The organism is Streptomyces sp. NPDC054872 (assembly GCF_053610705.1).
The window spans coordinates 108,385-128,803 of the sequence record NZ_JBSGYY010000002.1 but is presented as its reverse complement, the minus strand read 5'-3'; the positions used below and the strand labels follow the sequence as shown (position 1 = coordinate 128,803).

General features: G+C 70.1%; 19 protein-coding genes and 1 tRNA gene. 2 read left to right on the top strand and 18 right to left on the bottom strand.

What is annotated here, in order from left to right:
* Positions 1–105: 105 nt before the first annotated feature.
* From ACWGIH_RS02675 to ACWGIH_RS02660, 4 genes are all read right to left on the bottom strand, one after another.
* Positions 106–912, bottom strand: coding sequence for a S16 family serine protease (locus tag ACWGIH_RS02675; RefSeq protein WP_453448787.1), 807 nt, complete (start codon positions 910–912; stop codon positions 106–108).
* A 143-nt stretch (positions 913–1,055) separates the two neighbouring features.
* Entirely contained in the window at positions 1,056–1,697 is a 642-nt protein-coding gene (locus ACWGIH_RS02670) for an IclR family transcriptional regulator (RefSeq protein ID WP_190080202.1), read from the bottom strand.
* A 366-nt stretch (positions 1,698–2,063) separates the two neighbouring features.
* Positions 2,064–3,863, bottom strand: coding sequence for a DEAD/DEAH box helicase (locus tag ACWGIH_RS02665; protein ID WP_363211464.1), 1,800 nt, complete (start codon positions 3,861–3,863; stop codon positions 2,064–2,066).
* A 150-nt stretch (positions 3,864–4,013) separates the two neighbouring features.
* Positions 4,014–5,468 (bottom strand): MFS transporter, encoded by a 1,455-nt coding sequence (locus ACWGIH_RS02660; RefSeq protein ID WP_453448788.1) that lies wholly within the window; start codon positions 5,466–5,468, stop codon positions 4,014–4,016.
* 217 nt (positions 5,469–5,685) lie between these two features.
* Here ACWGIH_RS02660 and ACWGIH_RS02655 point away from each other — a divergent pair.
* Together ACWGIH_RS02655 and ACWGIH_RS02650 are read left to right on the top strand one after the other, a co-directional pair.
* Positions 5,686–5,760, top strand: a tRNA-Cys gene (locus ACWGIH_RS02655).
* A 90-nt stretch (positions 5,761–5,850) separates the two neighbouring features.
* The gene (locus tag ACWGIH_RS02650; RefSeq protein WP_453448789.1) at positions 5,851–6,375 is read left to right on the top strand and encodes a hypothetical protein; all 525 of its coding nucleotides are present in this window, start codon (positions 5,851–5,853) and stop codon (positions 6,373–6,375) included.
* 37 nt (positions 6,376–6,412) lie between these two features.
* Here the strand turns inward: ACWGIH_RS02650 and ACWGIH_RS02645 are convergent, their stop codons facing one another.
* From ACWGIH_RS02645 to ACWGIH_RS02580, 14 genes are all read right to left on the bottom strand, one after another.
* The gene (locus ACWGIH_RS02645) at positions 6,413–6,952 is read right to left on the bottom strand and encodes an AAA family ATPase (RefSeq protein WP_453448808.1); all 540 of its coding nucleotides are present in this window, start codon (positions 6,950–6,952) and stop codon (positions 6,413–6,415) included.
* A gap of 8 nt (positions 6,953–6,960) precedes the next feature.
* A complete protein-coding gene (locus ACWGIH_RS02640) occupies positions 6,961–9,273 on the bottom strand; it encodes a xanthine dehydrogenase family protein molybdopterin-binding subunit (RefSeq protein ID WP_453448790.1) in 2,313 nt (770 codons plus the stop codon).
* Positions 9,270–10,889: a 2Fe-2S iron-sulfur cluster-binding protein gene (locus ACWGIH_RS02635; protein WP_453448791.1), complete on the bottom strand. Its 1,620-nt coding sequence runs from the start codon at positions 10,887–10,889 to the stop codon at positions 9,270–9,272. The genes ACWGIH_RS02640 and ACWGIH_RS02635 overlap by 4 nt, the downstream gene beginning before the upstream one ends.
* Positions 10,886–11,788 carry an FAD binding domain-containing protein gene (locus ACWGIH_RS02630; RefSeq protein ID WP_453448792.1) on the bottom strand — a complete coding sequence of 301 codons (903 nt, stop codon included), beginning with the start codon at positions 11,786–11,788 and terminating at the stop codon, positions 10,886–10,888. Before ACWGIH_RS02630 ends, ACWGIH_RS02635 begins: the two co-directional genes overlap by 4 nt.
* Before the next feature lie 297 nt (positions 11,789–12,085).
* The gene (locus ACWGIH_RS02625; RefSeq protein ID WP_453448793.1) at positions 12,086–13,702 is read right to left on the bottom strand and encodes a beta-N-acetylhexosaminidase; all 1,617 of its coding nucleotides are present in this window, start codon (positions 13,700–13,702) and stop codon (positions 12,086–12,088) included.
* A gap of 115 nt (positions 13,703–13,817) precedes the next feature.
* Positions 13,818–14,126 (bottom strand): DUF3039 domain-containing protein, encoded by a 309-nt coding sequence (locus tag ACWGIH_RS02620; protein WP_363211472.1) that lies wholly within the window; start codon positions 14,124–14,126, stop codon positions 13,818–13,820.
* Positions 14,127–14,233: 107 nt separating this feature from the next.
* Positions 14,234–14,854 carry a hypothetical protein gene (locus tag ACWGIH_RS02615; RefSeq protein ID WP_453448794.1) on the bottom strand — a complete coding sequence of 207 codons (621 nt, stop codon included), beginning with the start codon at positions 14,852–14,854 and terminating at the stop codon, positions 14,234–14,236.
* Entirely contained in the window at positions 14,851–15,522 is a 672-nt protein-coding gene (locus ACWGIH_RS02610) for a hypothetical protein (RefSeq protein WP_453448795.1), read from the bottom strand. The genes ACWGIH_RS02615 and ACWGIH_RS02610 overlap by 4 nt, the downstream gene beginning before the upstream one ends.
* The gene (locus ACWGIH_RS02605) at positions 15,512–15,919 is read right to left on the bottom strand and encodes a hypothetical protein (protein WP_453448796.1); all 408 of its coding nucleotides are present in this window, start codon (positions 15,917–15,919) and stop codon (positions 15,512–15,514) included. Before ACWGIH_RS02605 ends, ACWGIH_RS02610 begins: the two co-directional genes overlap by 11 nt.
* A 10-nt stretch (positions 15,920–15,929) precedes the next feature.
* A complete protein-coding gene (locus tag ACWGIH_RS02600) occupies positions 15,930–17,189 on the bottom strand; it encodes a hypothetical protein (protein WP_453448797.1) in 1,260 nt (419 codons plus the stop codon).
* 132 nt (positions 17,190–17,321) lie between these two features.
* Positions 17,322–17,615, bottom strand: a complete 294-nt coding sequence (locus tag ACWGIH_RS02595) for a hypothetical protein (RefSeq protein ID WP_453448798.1) — start codon at positions 17,613–17,615, stop codon at positions 17,322–17,324.
* A gap of 35 nt (positions 17,616–17,650) precedes the next feature.
* A complete protein-coding gene (locus ACWGIH_RS02590) occupies positions 17,651–18,682 on the bottom strand; it encodes a hypothetical protein (RefSeq protein ID WP_453448799.1) in 1,032 nt (343 codons plus the stop codon).
* Positions 18,670–19,323 (bottom strand): hypothetical protein, encoded by a 654-nt coding sequence (locus tag ACWGIH_RS02585; RefSeq protein WP_453448800.1) that lies wholly within the window; start codon positions 19,321–19,323, stop codon positions 18,670–18,672. Before ACWGIH_RS02585 ends, ACWGIH_RS02590 begins: the two co-directional genes overlap by 13 nt.
* Positions 19,324–19,655: 332 nt before the next feature.
* Positions 19,656–20,264, bottom strand: coding sequence for a YqgE/AlgH family protein (locus ACWGIH_RS02580; RefSeq protein ID WP_453448801.1), 609 nt, complete (start codon positions 20,262–20,264; stop codon positions 19,656–19,658).
* Between the last annotated feature and the right edge of the window lie 155 nt (positions 20,265–20,419).

The following is a 20,419-nucleotide window of genomic DNA, read 5'->3' as shown; positions in this document are numbered from 1 at the left end:
ACACCCGCGCCGCCGAGCTTCACCGAGCCGCGCCCTTACGCGAAAGCCGAGCCCCGCTCCGTACCCAACTCGGCTGGACCCTCGTCGAGTTGGGCCTGCGCATGGTCAGCAGCTCGGGACCTTACCGCCCCGGTCCAGGGAACGCAGCGCGTCAACCGTGCCCTTCAGTGTCGTGATCGGGACAAGGCGCAACCCCTTCGGCAGCTCCGCCTGAGCGTCCGAGCACTCGTCCTTCGGGACCAGGAAGACCGTCGCGCCGTCACGCTTGGCGGCCTGCGTCTTCAGCGCCACACCGCCGACCGGGCCGACCTTCCCGTCCTCGGAGATCGTGCCGGTGCCCGCGATCTTCCGGCCGCCCGTGAGGTCCCCACCGCTGCCGTTGCCGTCGATCAGGTCGATGATGCCGAGCGAGAGGAAGAGGCCCGCGCTGGGGCCCCCGACCTTGCCGAGGTCGACCTTCACCTTCACCTTGTCCGTGCCGTCCACACCGTTCTCCTCGAGGTAGGCGAGGGCTGCCTGCGTGGCCGTGTCCTGCGACTTCTTCATGTCGCCGAGGTTGTGCTTCTCGACTTCCTCGACGTTGTCGCCGGTGGGGTAGACCGAATCCTTGGGCATCACGGCACGGTCGGTGCGGAACCAGCCGTCCACCACGTCGCTCAGGCTCGCGTCCATGTCGGGACCCGTGGCCACGATCGTCGTCATCCGCAGCTGCCCCTTCGGCTCCCTGGTGGGCGTACCGGTGATCGTGATGACCGGCTTGCCCTCGCTCTTGCCGAGCACGTTCGCCGTCGATCCCGGCTGGGCCACTGCGAACGGCAGCGGCGCGAGGCCCGCGACGGCCAGCAGGGCGACCACGGGGACGGCACAGACGGCGAGGGCCTTGGGGCGCGTGAGGCTGGAGAGGGAGAACACGGGATCAATCTAACGGACAAGCGATTTCCGCCCGCGCGGCAGTATCCAGCCCGTCCGGCGTTTGAGGACGAACTCGGCGAAGCCGGTGATCGACGGCGCCCAAGACAAGCGGCCCGCCCGCGCGGCCTCAGCGCAACGCGGCCTCAGCGCAACGCGTCGGCCACCTCCCGCGCCGCGTCCACCACCCGCGGCCCCACCCGCTCCGGCACGGAGTCCGACAGCATGACGACCCCCACGCTCCCCTCTATGCCGGTGACCCCCACCAGCGGAGCCGCGGCCCCGCTCGCGCCGGCCTCCAGCTCGCCGTGCGTCAGCGCGTAGCCGGGGTCGGTGGCGAGGCCCTGCCGGGCGGCGAGGATCGCGCGGCCGGCGGCGCCCCGGTCCAGGGGGTGCCGAAAGCCGGTCCGGTAGGCCACGTGGTAGTCCGTCCAGGTCGGCTCGACCACGGCGACGGCGAGGGCCTCGGTGCCGTCGACCAGCGTCAGGTGCGCCGTCGCGCCTATGTCCTCGGCCAGCGAGCGAAGAGCGGGCAGCGCGGCCTCACGCACCAGCGGGTGCACCTGGCGGCCCAGGCGCAGCACCCCCAGGCCGACCCTGGCCCGGCCGCCCAGGTCACGACGGACCAGGGCGTGCTGCTCAAGGGTGGCGAGGAGGCGGTACACCACGGTGCGGTTCACGCCGAGCTTGTTCGACAGCTCGGTGACGGTGAGCCCATGGTCGGTGTCGGCCAACAGCTTGAGGACACGCAGTCCTCGGTCGAGCGTCTGGGAAGTCTCCGCGGTCACGACGCCCACTCCTTAGGTGAGGGTCGACGGCCTCTTTACGCAGCGGTTGCGTCGCCGGTCCCGTGGGCGACGCGCGTCAGAGGCCGCCGGTCGGAACTCCGGCTGCGCTCCGCGGCGGCGCTGCCACGGGGCGTGTACGTTGCGGGGACATTAGCGAGGCCGTCCCGCTCAGCGGAAGACTCCGTCCAGAATCCGGGCACGAGACCGACTGATAGGGGCGCAATGCCCCTTACGCGGGGCACGTCAGCGGGGGTGCGCACGACTCCCCCACACGCGGAACACACCCCTCCCCCTCTCACACCGGAGAAGGCGCGCTCACATCATGGACGCGCTCACTTCACGGACGCGCTCACACCATGGACGCGCTCACTTCATGCGGGTGGCCCACTCGCCGACCTTCGCGATCCGCTGCCGCAGCTGCCCGGCGGTGGCCTCCGCGCTCGGCGGGCCGCCGCACGTGCGCCGCAGCTCGGTGTGGATCACGCCGTGCGGCTTCCCGCTCTGATGGACGTACGCGCCGACCATCGTGTTGAGCTGCTTGCGCAGCTCCAGCATCTCCTTGTGGGAGACCACCGGCCGCCGCTCGGCGGGCAGTTCGAGCAGGTCGGCTTCCTCATCGGGCCGCTTCTTGCTGTGCGCGATCTGCCGGGCCTGCCGCTTCTGGAGCAGCATCTGCACCTGGTCGGGTTCGAGGAGGCCGGGGATGCCCAGATAGTCCTGCTCCTCCTCGCTCCCCGGGTGGGCCTGCATGCCGAACTCGGCCCCGTCGAAGAGGACGCGGTCGAAGACGGCGTCGGATTCGAGCGCCTCGAAGGAGAACTGCTCCTGCTCGCCGGTGTCCTCGTCCTCCTGCTTGTTCGCCTCGTCCATCTCCTTCTCGGACTCGGCGTAGGGGTCCTCCTCCCCCTCCTTCTTCGGCTTGTCGAGCACGTGGTCGCGCTCGACCTCCATCTCGTTGGCATGGCCGAGGAGGTCGGGGACAGTGGGCAGGAAGACCGACGCGGTCTCGCCGCGCCGCCGGGAACGCACGAAACGGCCCACTGCCTGGGCGAAGAAGAGCGGCGTCGAGATCGTGGTGGCGTACACGCCCACCGCGAGCCGCGGCACGTCGACGCCCTCGGACACCATGCGGACGGCGACCATCCACCGGTCGGTGCTCGCGGTGAAGTCGTCGATCCGCTTCGAGGCTCCCGTGTCGTCGGAGAGGACGACGGTGGCCTTCTCCCCGGTGAGCTCGCGGATCAGCTTGGCGTAGGAGCGGGCGGAGTCCTGGTCGGACGCGATGACGAGACCACCGGCGTCCGGGATGGCCTTCCGTACCTCGGTGAGCCGCTGGTCGGCGGCCTTCAGCACGTTCGGCATCCACTCGCCGCGCGCGTCGAGCGCGGTCCGCCAGGCCTGCGAGATCGCGTCCTTGGTCATCGGCTCGCCGAGCCGCGCGGCGATCTCGTCACCGGCCTTGGTGCGCCAGCGCATGTTGCCCGAGTAGGACAGGAAGATGACGGGCCGGACGACGCCGTCGCCCAGCGCGCTCCCGTATCCGTACGTGTAGTCGGCGGCCGACCGCCGGATGCCGTCGTTCCCCTCCTCGTACGTGACGAAGGGGATCGGGTTGGTGTCGGACCGGAAGGGCGTACCGGTGAGCGCGAGGCGCCGGGTGGCGGGCTCGAACGCCTCCAGGCAGGCCTCACCCCACGACTTCGAGTCTCCCGCGTGGTGGATCTCGTCGAGGATCACCAGGGTCTTGCGCTGCTCCACGCGGTTGCGGTGCAGCATGGGCCGCACGCCGACACCCGCGTACGTGATGGCGACGCCCTGGTACTCCTTGCTGAGCGGACCCGCGCTGTACTCAGGGTCCAGCTTGATCCCTATCCGGGCCGCGGCCTCCGCCCACTGCTTCTTCAGGTGCTCGGTCGGCGCGACCACCGTCACCTGCTGCACGACATGGTGGTGCAGCAACCAGGACGCGAGCGTCAGCGCGAACGTCGTCTTGCCTGCGCCGGGTGTCGCGACGGCGAGGAAGTCACGCGGCTGCTCCTGGAGGTACCGCTCCATCGCGCCCTGCTGCCAGGCTCGCAGCTTGTTGGCGGTGCCCCAGGGGGCGCGGCCGGGAAAGGCGGGAGAGAGGTGGTGGGAGGAGGCGGAGTTGGCGGCGGTGGTAGTCACGGTCTCCGGGTTTTGACGTCTGGGGTAGGTACGACAACCGGGCCACCCTACCGGTGAAGGTTGACGCCCCGCGGAGAGCGGCACGGGGCCCGGGGCGGATGCGACCCGTCTCACACGCACCCCTCAGGAGGCACGTTCCTTCAGGCGCGTTCAGGCGCGTTCCTTCAGCCGCGTCCCCACCCACGCCCCCACCAGGGCGACCACCGCCATCGGCAGGAAGACGGCGACGAAGGCCCCCGGGTGCGACCCGCTCGCCCCGCCCACGCCGTGTCCCGCGCCCACCATGCCGCCGCCGAGCGCGGCGAAGGACGCGCCTCCCGCGGCCAGGAGCAGGGCGTTGGAGAGGCCGTCGGAGATCTGGAGAGCGGCGGAGTTGGCGCCCGCGTCCGCGGGCGGCGAGAGCCGAAGGAGCAGGACGCTGGTGGACCCGATGACCGTGCCCATGCCGAGGCAGCCGAAGGCCCAGGCCACCGCCACGATCCAGACCGGGACGGCGTCGATCAGGACGGTGGGCGCGGTGACGATGGCGGCGGCCACCAGGAGCATTCCGACGACCATGAGCCGGGTGCGGTGCGGTTCCATGCCCGGCCGTGACTGCACGAACGACCCGAGCGCCCATGTCGCGCCGCCCACGGCGAGCGAAAGACCGGCCATGGTCGGCGAGAGCCCCCGCTGGGTCACCAGCATCAGCGGCACAAAGGATTCCGCGGCGATGAAGGACCCGGCCGCGATCCCCCGCAGCAGCACGACGGAGGGCAGGCCGCGAGCCGCGCGGTACGTGCCGCGCGGCAGCAGGCCGAGGACGGCGGGCACGAGGACTACCGCTCCGAGCGCTGCGGGCAGCAGCGAAAGCCACCGCAGGTCCTGCCCGGCGTACTGGAGGAGCCCCGCCCCCAGCGAGATCCCGAGCGCGAGCCGCACACGACGGCGGTCGAAGGGCTCGACGGGCGCGGTGGGGTCGACGGGCCCGGAGGCGGTGCGCCGGATGGCGGGCAGCGCGAGGGCCAGCGGCGCCACGACGAGCACGGGGATGCCGACGAAGACCCAGCGCCACCCCAGGTGCTCGGTGACGGTCCCGGAGACCAGCGGCCCCACCACGGACGGCACGACCCAGCTGGCGGCGAACGCCGCGAGGATGGAGGGCCGCAGGTGCTCCGGGTAGGCGCGGCTGACCACCACGTACAGCGCGACGATGACGAGCCCGCCGCCGAGCCCCTGCACGGCACGGCCGAGGATGAACATCCACATGGCCTGGGCGGTCCCGGAGAGCAGCAGTCCCGCGGCGAACGCGGCGATCCCGCCGGCCAGCGGTCCCAGCGGTCCGCGCCGGTCGGCCCACTGCCCGGAGAGCACCATGCCGAAGAGGCTGGTGGTGAAGTACGCGGAGAAGCCGAAGGCGTAGAGCGAGACACCGTCGAGCTCACGGGCGGCCACCGGCATCGCCGTCCCGACGGCGGTCGCCTCGAAGGCGATGAGCAGAACCACGGAGACGATGCCGAGGCTGAGCGCGCGGTAGGGCGCGCGAAGCACTCCGCCCTTGAGCTCGGACGGCGGGACTATAGGGGCTGCGGCGACTTCGGCGTCGCGTGGTTCCAGGGCGCTCATGTCGGCCAGCGTAAGGGGCGTGACACGTGGTGACACCTGTCCGGGGACGGGAGGATTCTGGTCCCTTGGTCGTACGCCCTCACGCCGTACGCCCTCACGCCGTATGCCTGCCACGGTTCATGAACGCGGTGTGGCAGTCCCGTTGCGGGGCCGGTGTTTCCCTTGAGCGGCCGGCTGCGGGCCCTTAGGTTCGAGGAGTCGAGAACGAAACAACCTCGGCCGTGTGCCCGAGTGGCTCAGGGGCTGGACTGCAAATCCAGTAACGCGGGTTCGATTCCCGCCACGGCCTCCAGCAGGCAACCGATCAAGGGGCGGGCCCATCCGGGGCCGCCTCTTCGTCGTGCGGCCCCCACGGGGAGCACCCCCGTGATCCAATGAGCCGGTGACTGGCATACACGCGTCCCTGGGGCCCTTGGAGCGGGTCGACGGCCGGTGGGGTGTGGGCGACGCGGTGCGGCCCGGGCGCACCTGGGTGGAGTTCCGCGAGGACGGCCTCTACCGGCACGCGGGCGCCGGGGAGGGGGAGTTGACCCCCTGGCCGAGGATCATGCTCGGCGTCCGCGTGACCATCGGGCGCGGATACCCGACCCATGGCGGCGACTTCACGCTGACGGGTTTCCTCGCCGGCGTGCCGGGCCTCCGAGGACGCGGAACCGGCCACCTGGACATGACGCTGCGGCACCCGTACGAGGAGCGGCGGCTGGACTTCCACCGCCACGCCCGCTGGTACCGGCTCGTGGAGGTCGCCATCCTGGCAGAACTGCTCGGGCAGACCGTCGCCGCCAAGGAGGGCCGGCGGCTCGCCGACACGGACTGGCTGGACCGGGTGGTCGGAAGCCTGGCACCGACGTCGACGTGGTCGGCGGGTGGCATCCAGCAGGCCGTACGGACGGCGCGCGAGGCGTAGGAGCCTCCAGGGACTGAGCCGGGCCGGGGCCCGGGTTCTAGACCCGCGCCTCGTCGACCCGCGCCTCGTCGAGCCCCGCGAGGATCGCGTCCACCGTCTCGTCGACCGTCAGGTCGGAGCTGTCCAGCCAGAGCCCGATCCTCGGGGTGGTGGACCGCATCCCCGAGTCCAGGTCCCGCACGGTCCACGCGCCGTATCCGGTCTTGCCGCGACCGGCCTCCCGGGACGCGACCGCGTCCGGGCGCGGGGCGAGCACGACGACGTGCACGGGACGTGTACGCAGCAGATCCACGTACGTCTTCAACTCCTCGCCCAGGATGACGTCCTGGACCACCGCGACGAAGCCCGCCGACGCGTACGCGTCCGCTGTCGCCGCCGACAGGCCGTATCGCAGGCGGAGTTGGGCCCGGGCCTCGTCCGACGCGCCGGGCTCGTACTCCTGGCCGCCCGACACGATCATCCGGCGGAAGACGTCACCCCGCACGTGCGCCGCGCGCGGCAGCCGTTCGGCGAGCGCCTGCGCCACCGTGGACTTGCCCGCGGCCATGATCCCGGTGATGACGACGACACCGGTCAGCGGCGCCGTCACGTAGAGACCGCCGCCTGCGGGCGGATCGGGAGGCGGTTGACCGGACGGCCGGTGGCCGCCCGGACCGCTGAAGCCACCGCCGCCGGGGTCGTCACCACCGGCACCGCGCTCGCCGCCTTCGCGCCGAAGGGGGCGACCACGTCGCGCTCCTCGACCAGCTTGACGATGCGGATGTCGGGGGTGTCCAGGGCGGTGGGTAGCGCGTAACCCGTGAGATCCGGGTGGCGGACCAGGCCGCGCGGTGTGCGGAGGTTCTCCGTGAGCGCCGCGCCGACGCCCTGCGTGACGCCCGCCTCGATGCGCACCTTCAGCTGGGACGGGTTCAGGATGCGGCCCACGTCCTGGGCGACAGCGAGCTCCACGACCCGTACCGAACCGATCTCGATGTCGACGTCCACCACCGCACGGATCGCGCAGAACGCCATGCCCACGAAGGCGTCGCCCTGGCCCGCCTCGTCGAGGGGCTCGGTGGGGTGGGGGCGGCACTGGGCCGTCGCCCAGAGCTCCTTGCCGTCCATCGCCTCGGTGACGGTCGTGCTCAGCACCCCGTCGTACGAGGTGATCTTGCCGTCGGTGATCTGGAGCAGCTCCGTGGACATCCCGAACTTGTGGGCCAGGGGCTGCAGCAGCTGCGTACGGACCATCTTCGCCGCGCGCTCCACCGCGCCGCCCGACACCCACGTGTGGCGGCCGTGACAGCTGGGGCCCGCGGGGGGCTGGTCGGTGTCGACGGGGGCCACGCGGACCTCGTCGATGCCGAGCGTCTCCTGGACGATCTGGCGGGCGAGCGTGGTGAAGCCCTGCCCCGTCTCGACCGCCGCGCAGATCACCGTCGCGATGCCGTCATGGACCTTCACGGTGGCCGTGGAGACCTCGTCCGTGCCCTCCGCGCCCAGGAGTTGGACCATGCCGAGGCCGTAGCCGACGCCCCGGCGCACCGCGGCGGGTTCGCCCGCGCCCTCGGGGCCGCCGGGCAGCAGCCACTCGTCCTCGGGGGTGTCCTTGGGCAGCTCGGGCAGCGGGAAGTCCCGTACGGCGGCGAGGAGTTCGGCGACCGGGGCCGGGCAGGTCACCGTCTGGCCGGTGGGCAGGATGTCGCCCGTCGCCATGGCGTTGCGCAGCCGCACCTCGGCCGGGTCGATTCCCAGCTTCTTGGCGATCTTGTCCATCTGGGCTTCGTACGCCGCGCACACCTGCATGGCGCCCTCGCCCCGGACGTGTCCGGACGGCGGGTTGTTCGTGCGGACCGCCCAGCCCTCGATGAAGGCGTTCGGAACCACGTACGGACCGCAGGCGAAGGAGACGGCCGCGGCGAGCGCGTCCGACGACGTGTCCGCGTACGCGCCCGCGTCGAGCAGGACCTGCGCCTCCACCTTCACCAACTTGCCCTCGGCGTCCGCGTGATGGCGGTAGCGAAGGAGCGTCGGGTGACGGTGGGCGTGGCCGAGGAAGGACTCCTCGCGGGTCGCGGTGAGCTTCACCGGGCAGCCGGTGGTCAGGGCGAGCAGGCCGAGGGGCAGGTGGAAGCTGGCGTCCTCGCGGTCGGCGGTCGCGCCGGGCACGCCGGTCACGACGACCTTCACGATGCCGGGGTCGATGCCGTAGCAGGACGCGGCCATGTCGCGGTCGGTGTGCGGGTCGGTGGAGGCGATGTAGAGCTCCACGCCCCCGTCCGGACGCGGCACCGCGAGCCCCGCCTCCGCGCCGATCGGCGCCGGGTCCTGGCGGCCGATGCGGTAGAGGCCCTCGACGACGAGTTCACCCGCCGCCTCCGGGTCGCCGTGCCGCAGCGGGATGTGCCGGATCAAGTTGCCGTCGGGGTGCAGGGGTTCGGCCGCGAAGGCCTTCTCCGGGTCGGTGACCGGTTCGAGGACCTCGTACTCGACGAAGATGGCCGCGGCGGCCATCCGGGCCGTGTCGGGGTGGTCGGCGGCCACGGCCGCGATGGGCTCGCCGTGGTGGCGTACGACGTCGGAGGCGAAGACCGGGCGGTCCGCGGTCTTGCGGCCGTGCAGTGCCTCGCCGGGCACGTCCTCGTGCGTGACGACGGACCGCACGCCCGGCATCTCGCGCGCCTGGGACGTGTCGATCGAGACGATGCGCGCGTGCGCGTGCGGCGAGCGCAGGACGGCCGCCCAGAGCAGTCCCTCCGCCCACAGGTCGGACGCGTAGGGGAACGTGCCCTCCGTCTTGGCGCGGGACTCCGCCGACGGCAGGGACGCGCCGATGCCGTGCGGCAGCGGCTCCGGGCCGGGCTGCGGCTCCACTGCGGTCGCGGTGTTCCCGTTCCCCGCGGCTTCGTTGCTCACGCCTGGCCTCCGCCCTGGCCGTAAGGTCCTTCGTACGTTCCGTCGTGCGCCGTCGGGTTGACCCCTCCGGCGCCGGGTCCCGCCTGGTGCGGGATGCGTGCCTCACCGTCGCTCCGGTCGGACGGCTCGGCGGCCGCCGCCGACGCCTCGCGCTCGGCGACCACCTCCTGCACGGCGTCGAGCACGCCCCGGTAGCCGGAGCAGCGGCACAGGTTGCCGCACAGCGCGCGGCGCGTCTCCAGGTCGGTCGGGGCGGGGTTGCCCTCCAGGAGGTCGTGCAGGGTCATCGCCATGCCCGGTACGCAGAAGCCGCACTGGACGGCACCGCAGGCCGCGAGCGCCCGCTGCACGTCGGAGGGCCTGCCGTCGGCGGCGAGGCCCTCGACGGTGCGGACCTCGCTCCCGGCGGCGGTGGCCGCGGGCACCAGGCAGGAGGCGACGAGACGGCCGTCCACCTGGACGTTGCAGGCACCGCACTCGCCCTGCGAGCAGCCGTCCTTGGCGCCCGCGAGGCCGAGGCGCTCGCGCAGGACGTAGAGGAGCGACTCGCCGATCCAGGCGTCGGTGACGGGGCGGTCGGCGCCGTTGACGCGCAGGACGTACGAGCAGAGGGGGTGTTCGTCGGAGAGGGCGGTGTCGGTGACGGACGCTTCGGGGTCCTCGGCTTCGGCCTCGGCCTCGGCATCCGCTTCTGCGTCCGCTTCGGTCTGGGCTTCGGCTTCGGCCTCGACTTCGGCTTCGGGGCCCGCGGTGACGGGGGCGGCCTCGGTCTCGGCTTCGGGCTCCGGATCCGGTTCGGGTCGCGGCTCCGGCTCTGCGGGGACCTCGGGCGCCTCGGGCGCCACGCGTTCCTCGGGCACCACATGCATCTCGGGAGCGACCGGCGGCTCGGGGACGAACGCCTCCGGGGGCACGACCGGCTCGTGATGGTGTGGCGCGACATGCTGGTGCGGTGCGACGTGCTGCTGCGGATGCGGCTCGGCGTGGGGGTACGGTTCGGCGTGCGGCTGCTGCGCGGGCTCCGACCACGGCGCACCCGCGCCCGCCCCACCGGTCGCCCACGGGGCCGCAGCGCCGCCCGGCAGCGTCGCGGGCGGCGTACCGCCCCACTGAGCAGCGAGCGAGGACGCGGTGAACTCGCCCGATTCGTCCGGAAGATCGCCGTTGGCGACGGGGATCGACCACTGTCCCGTGACGTCGGCGGGGGCCGGGGCGGCGGGCGCGTGGCCCTCCGCCTCGTGGAAGCTCCACTGCCCGGTGGCCCGGGGGTCGTACGCGTGCTCCTGCTCGTGGACCGGCGGCTCGGGCTCGGGCACACCGCCCGCGTCGGGCCACCGCACGTCCTGGACACCGGTGCCCGCGCCCGTCACCTCGGGCGGCATGACCCAGACACCCGTGGCGGCCGGGTCCGTCGCGTCGGCCGTCGTGGGGCTGACCGTTATCTGCGGCGGCACGTAGCCGTGACCGGGCGCCGCGAGCGGCGAGTGGTCGAAGTCCAGGGCGCCTTCCGGAAGCTGCACGAAGGCCGTGGCGTCCGAGTCGTACTCGCCCTGTGGATGCGGCTGCCAGCCGCCGGCGGCGTTCGCGGTGTTTCCATCGGTCCGGTCGTCACTCACGACAGCGCCCTCCCCAGTGCTCGTCGGGCCAGCGCGGCGACGGTGCGCCGCAGGTGCAGTACGGCGGGCGGCAGCGGCTGCGGCGAGCCGTCCTCCGCCGGAGGCTGGTCGGGGATGCACGCGGCGGCGACGTACTCACCGAAGGCGGTGAGCGCCTCCGGCACGATCGTCCGCTCGCCGTCCCAGTCGATCAGCGAGGCGACCCACTGCTCGGCCTCCAGGGGCCGCAGCGGCATCGGGGCGACGGCGCCCACCGCGCAGCGCACACCGCGCCGCGCCGGGTCCAGGACGAGCGCGACGGAGGCGATGGCGCGTCCGGGGCCCGTGCGTCCGGTCGCCTTCAGGAAGACCTGCGGGGCGTGCAGGAGCGGCAGCCGTACGAAGCCGATGAGTTCGCCGGGGCGGAGCATGTCCATCCCCGCGAGCAGATGCGAGACGGGGACCTCGCGGCGCGCGCCGCCGGGCCCCGCGATGACGAGGACGGCTTCCAGGGCGGCCAGGACGGGCAGGGTGTCCCCGGTCGGCCCCGCCGTGGCGATGTTGCCGCCCAGGGTGCCCGCGTTGCGGATCTGCGGGGGCCCCGCGGCGCGTGCGGCCGCGGCGAGCGCGGGGATCAGGGCGGCGAAGTCGGGCCGCCCGACGCGTGCGTGGGTGAGACCGGCGCCGAGCAGCGCGTGACCGTCCTGGTACTGCCAGCCGCGGATCTCGCTGATGCGGCCGAGGCCGACGAGCGCGGCGGGGCGCAGGAGGCCCGCGTTGACGGAGGCCATGAGGTCGGTGCCGCCGGCCACGGGCACGGCGGCGGGCATCGCGGCGAGCGCCTCCACGGCCTCGTCCAACGTCGCAGGCAGCGTCGCCGTCTGCGCTGTGTGCGCCGCCTGCGGTGCGTGCGTGCTCAAAACCGGCTGCCCCTTCCCGATGTCCGGCGGCTTTCTCGCCGTGCCCACCGTTACGCCTGTTCCGCCGTACGGTACGTGCTCACAGCCCGGACGTGGCAACTCTGGCACATCTTCCCCGGCCCCCGGCGCGGGGGTCCGCTAGGAGCCATTCGTCCGCAGACCTGGGGGATGTGCCGTTTTCACACGCCCTCACCGGTCAGCGGGAATTGCCACTCTTCGGTGACTCTTGTACGGCTTTCGCCGGGCCGCCCATGCTCTCGGCACGGGCGGCCCGACACGCGGAGCACGGGGTGTGCCTCACACGTTCGGGGGCGCCCCGTCGATCGGGCGTCCGAGCACTCCCGGGCGCTTCTGCCACGGCAACGGGCCGCCCGGCGGGCGGTAGTCGACGCCGAGGGCGTCAAGTCGCGCGTAGTGCGGGGTCATTCGCCGCTCGAAGTCGGCGAAGTCGCGCTCGGCGGATGCGGGGAGCCTGCTCCAGGCGACCTCGGCGAAGGCGGCGAGACGCGGGAACACCTGGTAGTCCACGCGTGCGTGGTACTCCATCACCTCGGTCCACACGTTCGCCTGGGTGCCGAGCACGTGCGCGGCTTCCTCGGCGGTGAGCTGCGGCGGCACCGGCTCGAAACGGTAGACGTCCTCCAGGGTGCGGACGAAGCCGATGGGCGCGGGCTCGTCGGGTCCGCCGTCCTGCCGGTGATCCAAGTACACCTGCTGCTCCGGACACATGACGACGTCGTGACCGGCCTTGGCCGCCGCGATCCCGCCCCCGTAACCGCGCCAGGAGGACACGGTGGCGCCCTCGGCGAGGCCGCCCTCCAGGATCTCGTCCCAGCCGATGAGCCTGCGTCCGCGCGCGGTCAGCCAGCTGTCGAAGTGCCGGATGAACCAGCTCTGCAGACCGTTCTCGTCACCGACGCCCAGTTCCTTGATGCGGGCCTGCGCGGTGGGCGAGGCCCTCCACTGATCCTTGGGACATTCATCACCGCCCACATGAATGAAGGTGGAGGGGAAGAGCTCGAGCAGCTCCTCGAACACCCCTTCGTAGAAACGGAGGGTGTTCTCGGTCGGGGCGAGGACGTTGGGGTTGACGCCCCAGGTGTCCCAGACGCCGAGCGACGCGGTGTCGACGATGTCGGTGTTGCCGAGCTCCGGATAGGCGTGGATGGCGGCCTGCGAGTGCCCGGGGATGTCGATCTCGGGTACGACGGCGATGTGCCGCTCGTGGGCGTACGCGACGATCTCGCGGATGTCGTCCTGCGTGTAGAAGCCGCCGTGCGGGGTGTCGTTCCACAGCTCGGAGGCGCGGTGGCCCCACTTCGAGCGCGGCCGCCACGAACCGGCCTCCGTCAGCTTGGGGTAGCGCTTGATCTCGATGCGCCAGCCCTGGTCGTCGGTGAGGTGGAAGTGGAAGACGTTCAGCTTGTGGGCGGCGAGGAGGTCCAGGTAGCGCAGGACGCCGTCCTTGGGCATGAAGTGCCGGGCCACGTCGAGCATCATGCCGCGCCAGCCGAAGCGAGGGCTGTCCTCGATCAGGCACCCCGGTACGGCGTACCGCCCGGCCGCCCGCAGCGGGGCCCGCCGGAACGCCTCAGGACCGGTGAGCTGGCGCAGGGTCTGCGCCCCCCAGAAGACGCCGGGAGCAGCGCCACCGAGGATCTCGACGCCGCTCTCCCCCACCGTGAGCCGGTACGCCTCGGGCGCGAGGGAGTCGTCGATGCCCAGCGAGATGCCGCCACCCTCGCCGGGCGCGAGCGGCAGGCCGAGCGCACCGCCGAGCGTGGCCCGCAGCCAGCGCTCGGTGGACTCGGTACCGGGCCCGGCCCGGAGCGCGGTGGAGGAGACGAGAACGAAGCCTTCGGGATGCGGCCCCTCGGCGCGTGCGGGCGCCGGGATGAGTTGCTCAAAGGTCATGCGGCGAATCTGCCACGCGATTGCACAACGCAAAAGGGGCGTTGCGGCACACGCAACGCCCCTTTCCGAGGAAGGCCGAGGAAGGCCGAGGAAGGTCCTGGAACCGTGCCCGGGGCTACTTCTTGCCGCCGCCCTTGCCGTCCTTGCCGCCCTTGTCCTTGTCGCCACCGGCGCTCATGGACTCGTAGATCTCCTTGCACATGGGGCAGACGGGGTACTTCTTCGGGTCACGACCCGGCACCCACACCTTGCCGCAGAGCGCGACGACGGGCGTACCGTCGAGCGCGCTCGCCATGATCTTGTCCTTCTGGACATAGTGCGCGTAGCGCTCGTGGTCACCGTCACCGCTCGACACCTGCGGCGTCGGCTCTACGAGGGTCCCCGTACCTGCCCCGCGCTCGGGCTCGGGCTCAAGAGTGCTCATGGCATCCAAGGGTACCTACGCCTGCCGGTTACTGACATCGCCCGAGCCGGGCCAGGACGTACGAGCGTCATCCGACTGGACGGCGCGCCATGGCGCGGTGCGCGGGATCACGGAACGACCCAGATCGCCAGCGACCGCGCCAGGTCATCAAGGTCATCGGCGGCACGCAGGAGGTGGGCGACATCTTCGGTGGCCGTCCACACGACGACGTCCGCCTTGTGCTCGTCCACCTGCCAGCCGTAACGGACGCAACCCAGCAGGTGGGGCGATTCCGCCTGCGGCACATAGCGGAAGGTGGTCAGCCCTTCGCCCAGCTTCTCGGACTCGACGCTCTTCACGACCGCGGGCTCGATGGCCCTCGGATCGTCAGCCTCAGTGAGGGCACGGAGGGTCGCCTCACGAGGGCCCGACGCGGGTCCGATCGCAGCGCAGACCGGGAGCGGCAGATCGGTGGGCTGATCGAGATGGAGGAACACCCATTGGTCCGAGCCAGGCGGCGCGAAGGCCTCGGCGCAACGCTCCAGGGTGCCCGCGACGAAGTCCACGCCGTTCGGCCCCGGGTCGAGGTCGTGGTCCTCCCACAACTCCTCGGCGACCTCCCGGGACCAGAAGCGGATGTCCTCCCACACGGACCATGGAGCCGTCAGCCCGGATCGCGGCGGCAACATCACCCAGGGCGTGGGATCGACGTCCTCAATGTCGATGAGGGCCCAGAAGTACTCGCTCATCCCCGCCGCCAGCGGAAATTCGCCATCAGGGCATCGAACCATTCGACGAGGACCTCGGCCAGCTCGTCCCGGGGACTGCCGCCCCCTACGGTCGAGAAGGCCGCCACGAACCAGCGATCCGGGTCGTCCGGTACGGAGATCATGTACTCGACACGCCGCGAGGCGAGTTCTGTTCCATGACCGCTGTCGGCCTTCACCACATGCTCCCGGCGGACCGCGAGGGCCCCGTCGACCTCTCCCGAGCTCAGGTCGGCGCCCTTCACACCATCTCTGGAAAGGAGTTGAACCGCCGCCTCGGTCGGCTCGGCCTCATTCGGCTGTCCCTGCCGCCGGGGCAAGAGGCTCTCGGAGACGAGGATCGATGCCCCGATGCTGTATTCACCCATCGGCTTGACCGGCAGGTAGAGGTCCAGGGCCTTGCTCTTCACCGCCTGGGCTACGGCTTCCCGAAAGCGTCGTTCCAGCTCACGCTTATAGGGGCCGATCTTGTCCGGCGGCGTATCGGCGGGAATGCGGGTGAAGGCGTCGTCGAGAATCCGGCGTACGGCCTCCTCCGTGCCCTGACGCAGGGGGACTTGGGCCCACTGGTCGGGGAGGATGATCCGGTAGCCGGTGACTGGGGCTTCGTCGTCGACCTGGCCTGCCCGCCCGGTCGGCTCAGCCTGCACGAAGCCGCTCCTTGCGGTTGAGGTGCCACATTCCTGCGAAGCCGGCGAGACAGATACCCACTGCGATCCAGAGCACCCAGGCGCCCATGCCTACGGCCCCCATCAACGCGTAGACGAGATACAGAATGAGCGCCCACTTAATCAGGCTGCGCTCACCCCGCAGGTCCTTCCAATCGTCCGGACGGCGAGACAAATAGATCAAGCTCACCGGTACCAGCACACAAAGCACCCAGTCCCACGTCGGCCACGACACCAGCTCCCTGCCAAAGAAGTCCTTGCTCGCGGGAGTGGCGAACATACGCAGCATGGACAGCAGGAAAAACCATCTAAAAAAGCCCAGGCGCCACGCCAAACGCCGCTCACAGCGGGCCACCCGGTCGCTGCCTTCCACGGTCATCAACTCATCCTCACCATCGCGAGCCCACTGACCGCGTCATGCGATCCTTCATTCTGCCGTACTCGCCGTCCGAGACCATGTCGCCGGCCTTGTCCCCGCTATCAAGGACCGTACTGGCTCCCCACGATCCCACGAGTGCGTCCTTATGACGCTCGGCCTGGCGGGCATTGTCTGCGAGCTGCGTATTGTCAGGGAACTCATCGTGCCACTTCTTGATGTCCTTCATCTGACGACCGAGCTGGGCGTCTCCCAACACACCGGCCTTCTCCTGCGCAGTAATCTGCGGCATCTCCGCATCGCGCACCTCGCCGGCAGCCTTCTTCCCGTCTGCCCGACTTTGGGCCAACTGACGCATATTACGAGCTCTGGCGTTCTTACGCGCATTACCCGATCTTCCACCGCCCTTCCGGGATTTCGCCACCGAACTTCCCCTCGACCCCGCGGTTTTCGACGCGCTCTGCGCCTGCTGGGCGGTGCCGGCTGATTTGGAGGCGACCTTGCGCGAGCTGTTCTGCAGGAGCTTGATCCCCTTAGCAGCTTTCATGCCATTACGCGCAAGCTTCAACGCCCCGATATCCATGACGACGTCGAACCATGACCCATTGCCCGTTGCCGCCTGTACGGTATGGGCGGCCAGCACGGCGATGGTCAGGGCGGCCGCAATCCAGCCGATACCAGGGAAGAGCATGGCTGCCACGCCTACGGCCGTCGCGATCCAGCTCAGCCTGTCAGCCCATTCGCCGATCCAGTCGGCATCAGCAATAGCGCCCTTGAAGTCGTTCCACCAACTGTCCTTCATGTCATCGTCGATGGAGTCCCGGATCTTCCCCGCGAAGTGGCCGGAGCGTTCGTCGTAATCGCCGACCGCGGAGTTGAACCGCGCTCGGGCTTTCACCAAGTCCTCTTTGGCGCGCTTGAGAGCGGGATCCTCGGCGTCGGAGCCCTTGTCACCCTTGCCGCCTTTTTCGCCCTTGCCGGAGTCGGGCTTGTCGTCCGCCTTGCCCTCGTGTGCGTCGATCACACGCTGAGCGTCCTTGGCGTCCTCAAGTGCCTTGTCCGCCCTCTTCTGGAATCCCTCGAGTTCATTTCCCCAGCCAGTCAGGTGGCCCTTGACCTCGCGATACCGGTCCTCCGCCTCATCAAGCTTCCGCCCCAAGCCACGCGCATCCTCACCGAGCTTCTCCGCGTACTTTCCCTTGAGGTTGTCGGCGTCAGCCATCGCGTTGAGCGCCGCGGCCTGAGTACGCAGATACTCGGCGATCTTCTTCATGTGCTTCACCTGGCCACGAATCCCGTCAGGATCACCCGGCAGGGGATCACTTTCACACAGGGGCTGCCAGTCTTTCGGTCGTGCCACTCTTCCCCCGAAGTCGGATGGTCGGTCGACTTGATTGCCGAATCGCTATTTCTTCTTCTTGCCAGGCTTTGACAACTCGTCATCGAGCTTCTGGAATGCGTTCCGCGTTTCCTCGACCATCGTCCCGACGGTGCCCAACGACTCAAGCAAACGCTTGCGGTTATCGTCCCAGTTGTCGATGAATTCAGCCATTGCCTCTTTCATGCCGGAAGCCCCCACGACCGATGCGATGTCGTCTTTCCATTCCCCCAGGTTTTTGAACTCCCTTTGAATGGCGCCCAGCTGCTTCGCCGACGTGTTGAGCAACTCGTAGTCGACAGCCAGATCAGAATCAGGCACTTCCCCGACCTCCCCCTATCCCCCGAGGTACGCCCTCAACGGTTGATGGACTGGATCTCCTGGACGTTCATGTCCTGCGTGGTCTCGAAGGTCCCGTCCGGGAGATCGCCCTTCGCGCCGCCGGTACCGGTCCACTCGATTTCCCATGTCACCGATGCCGTCAGCTGATACGGCTGACCACTCGTGGCGCGCAGGTACTTGATCCCGCACTGCGGCTCATGCTTCGCAGCACCCCTGGTGTAGGGCGCTCCGATGCTGCCGTCCTTGTTGAACTCGCACTCACCGGATGCGGGGAACGTCTCCGCATCCCCCGTACCCGGCTCCAAGTGGAGGCTGACCGGCTTCGCGGTGGTCTGCGCCCACAGGCCCGTGCCGGGCAGGTCGGCGCGGACCTTGACCTCCTTGAACGTGCCCTTGTCCAGCCAGGCCCAAGTGGGCAGATTCACCGTCGACTTGGCCTCGGGCTTCAACTCGATCTCGGTGCCCGGCACCTTGGTCTGCTGGTAAGCGAGGGCTGCGAGGGTCTTGGGGTCGATGGCCTGGGGGACGGTCGGGGCCTTGCCCTTGTCCACCCAGAACGGGGGGCGAGTGCAGGCTTGAGCGGTCGGCTCGCCCTTCATGTCAGGGTTCTCAACGGCTACCCACCACATGCCCTTGCCGTTCTTGGCGGCATTGAAGTCCTTGTAGGGCTTACCGCCCTTGTAGCGCGCCTTGTCACCCGCGAGGCCCTTGGCGTCACCACCCGCAGACGAGTAGATCGACCACTGAGCTTCCATGAAGGTCTTGAAGTCCTTGGCCTTCCAGTACGGCTCGTACCAACATGCCGGGGGCTTCCAGTCCCACGACGTGGACGTGAGAGGGCCGGAATCTCCTGACGCGGCGGCGCCGCTCACAATCTCGAAGCGGACCTTGGACCGCAGGATGGGGCCTGTGGACCTGCCGGTGGCCTCCTCCTCCACGCTCCCGATGCCGCCCAGGTCCCCGGCTCCGGCCGAATACGCCGAGAGGGAGCACGCCACCACAGCGACCGCCGCCACCGCCGCCGTCCGCCGGATCAGGGCCGGCACTTCTCGGACCCTCGGTCCTCGCTGAGGCTCCAGGTCTGCCAAACGCCGTCCTCGTTCTTCTTCACTCCCGTGTTGTAGTAGACGTAACTGTTGGACGACGTCTTGGTTCCTTCGGTCTTGTTCGTCTTGCGGTTCTTGACGTCCGCTCGGCTCTCGTCCACGCAGTACGTCACCGCTGCCGACTTCTTGTCGAATACCGTCACTTTGCGGTCGTAGTAGCGCAAGGTACCGGCCCAGCTGGTGCTCTTGTCGATGGCGTTCTCGGCGTACTCATAGGCCCCGGTCAACGCGGTATCCGTGTAGTAGAAGGCCATTCCGGAGGTCTTCGTGTCCCCGGACGCCATCGCCTTCCACACCGTGCTGACGGTCTGCTCGTTGTCCGCCAGGATCGCGTCCTTGGCCGCGTCCCCGGTCTCCCGCCCCTCGAAGACCGTCTTCATGTCGCCCGGCAGTTTGATCTCCGGCCGACCCGCGGCATCCTTCGTCGTGGACGGCGAAGGCGAGCTCTTCTCATCGCCCGAGCCTGCCCCGGCAATCTTGTCGCTGCCGCTGGACTCGCCGTCCCCACCGCCGCACGCGGTGAGGGCTAGTGCTGCGGCAGTGATAGCTGCGGCGAAGGCAGGCAACGTTCGACGCTTCAAGGGTGACTCCCGTGGGGCGAGGGCTAAAACATGAGTGACCACGCTATCTGCGTGAACTCTCGCCTTCACCGCAGCGAACCCTCTCGCAGCGGCGCACGACAAGCCCGGACCAAGAGGTATCCGGCAGCTTCTGCGGCCGGACCCCACCCGCCGCCACACAGCTGTCGTACGCCGAACGTGACCACGGCCAGGGACACTTGTCCCACTAACGGGTCATCTTCCCGGCGAGAACGACGCCCCAAAAAACTGGCCATCGTCGACTTCGGCGACTCCGCAGAGCAGCAACCCGGTCAGCAGCGACCCAGAGCATCGGCCGCGCAGCGCCTCCTCGGTCAGTTGAGCGACGCATCATCCGGATAAGTAGCCACCATCGCCAGCTCACTCCGCTGGCGGCGCAGGACCGCCCGCCACAGCCTCTCCGGGTCCGGGGACGAGACGTCGCCGGGCTCGGACTCGACCACGTACCAGGCGCCCTCGACGAGCTCGTCCTCCAGTTGGCCCGGGCCCCAGCCCGCGTAACCGGCGAAGATCCGCAGTGAGCCGAGCGCGGGGGCCAGGAGTTCGGGAGGGGTGTCCAGGTCTACCAGGCCGATCGCTCCGTGCACGCGGCGCCAGCCGATGGGCTCCGCTCTGCCCGGCCGCGCACGGACGCCGGAGGCGGGGCCCTCTTCCCCGGGGATCACCGCCACGCCGAGCGCCGAGTCGAGCGAGACGGGGCCGCCCTGGAAGACGACTCCCGGCGCGCCCGCCAGGTCACCCCAGCCCTCCAGGATGTCCGCGACGTCCACGGGCGTGGGCCGGTTGAGGACCACGCCGAGCGAGCCCTCCTCGTCGTGGTCGAGGAGCAGCACCACCGCGCGGTCGAAGTTCGGGTCCGCCAGGGCAGGCGTGGCCACGAGCAGCCGCCCTGTGAGCGAGGACACCTCGGTCATGAACGACATGATCCCGCATCTTTGCCCCGCGGGGGGAGGCAATGCCCGTACGGGAGTGAATGCAGCTCAGGGGCGCATGGGGGCGTCCGGAGCGCACACTTTCGGCGGTGACCCGGAGTGTCCGGTTCCGAACGGTTCGTGTTGTCGCGAAGTCATGACAGGTT